Source organism: Photorhabdus tasmaniensis, assembly GCF_011189505.1.
Lineage (GTDB): Bacteria > Pseudomonadota > Gammaproteobacteria > Enterobacterales > Enterobacteriaceae > Photorhabdus > Photorhabdus tasmaniensis.
Genome location: NZ_PUJU01000212.1, coordinates 1 through 515, shown reverse-complemented (window position 1 = coordinate 515; position 515 = coordinate 1). Strand labels below are relative to the sequence as shown.

Below are 515 nucleotides of genomic sequence, written 5' to 3'. Positions count from 1 at the left end.
TGATGAAACAATTTCAGTCATCGTGCTATCTTCCTGCCGTCTCTGAGAGAGCAGAACACTGTCCATTGCCGTTGATAAAGGCGCAGCAGAAACATCGGGATTTCCTGAAACAATCATTTGCGGTGATACAACCGTGACAGAGAATATTTCTGATATTGTCGGTGCACTGGCTTGACTCAAAGCTTCTGTGATTATCTGACCTATTGCGTCATCTTCCTGCATGTCGCCGGATAGAAGACAAAACAGCGTAGGCAAGGCATCCGGTACCGATGCCAGCCAGGTCACCGCCTTAGCCGGCAGCAATCGCCCGGCGAATACCCCCCCAAAATGACAGGCAACCCTCGTCTCCACTGGGGGAGTTTTGAACCGGAAACGATACAGCCCCTGTGGCACAGCCAACCCAGGATACCAGGGTTGCCCTTCGTCCAGTTCTCCGTCAAACTGGGCCAAAACAGGTAAAAAATGAAATAACGCAGCGTAAAACACCACCGTGTTCCATATCACACTTTGTTCTG

General features: G+C 50.5%; 1 protein-coding gene. It reads right to left on the bottom strand.

The features are described 5' to 3' along the window. A partial coding sequence (locus C5471_RS23595) for a TraI domain-containing protein (RefSeq protein WP_207627463.1) occupies window positions 1-515 on the bottom strand: 515 nt, incomplete at both ends.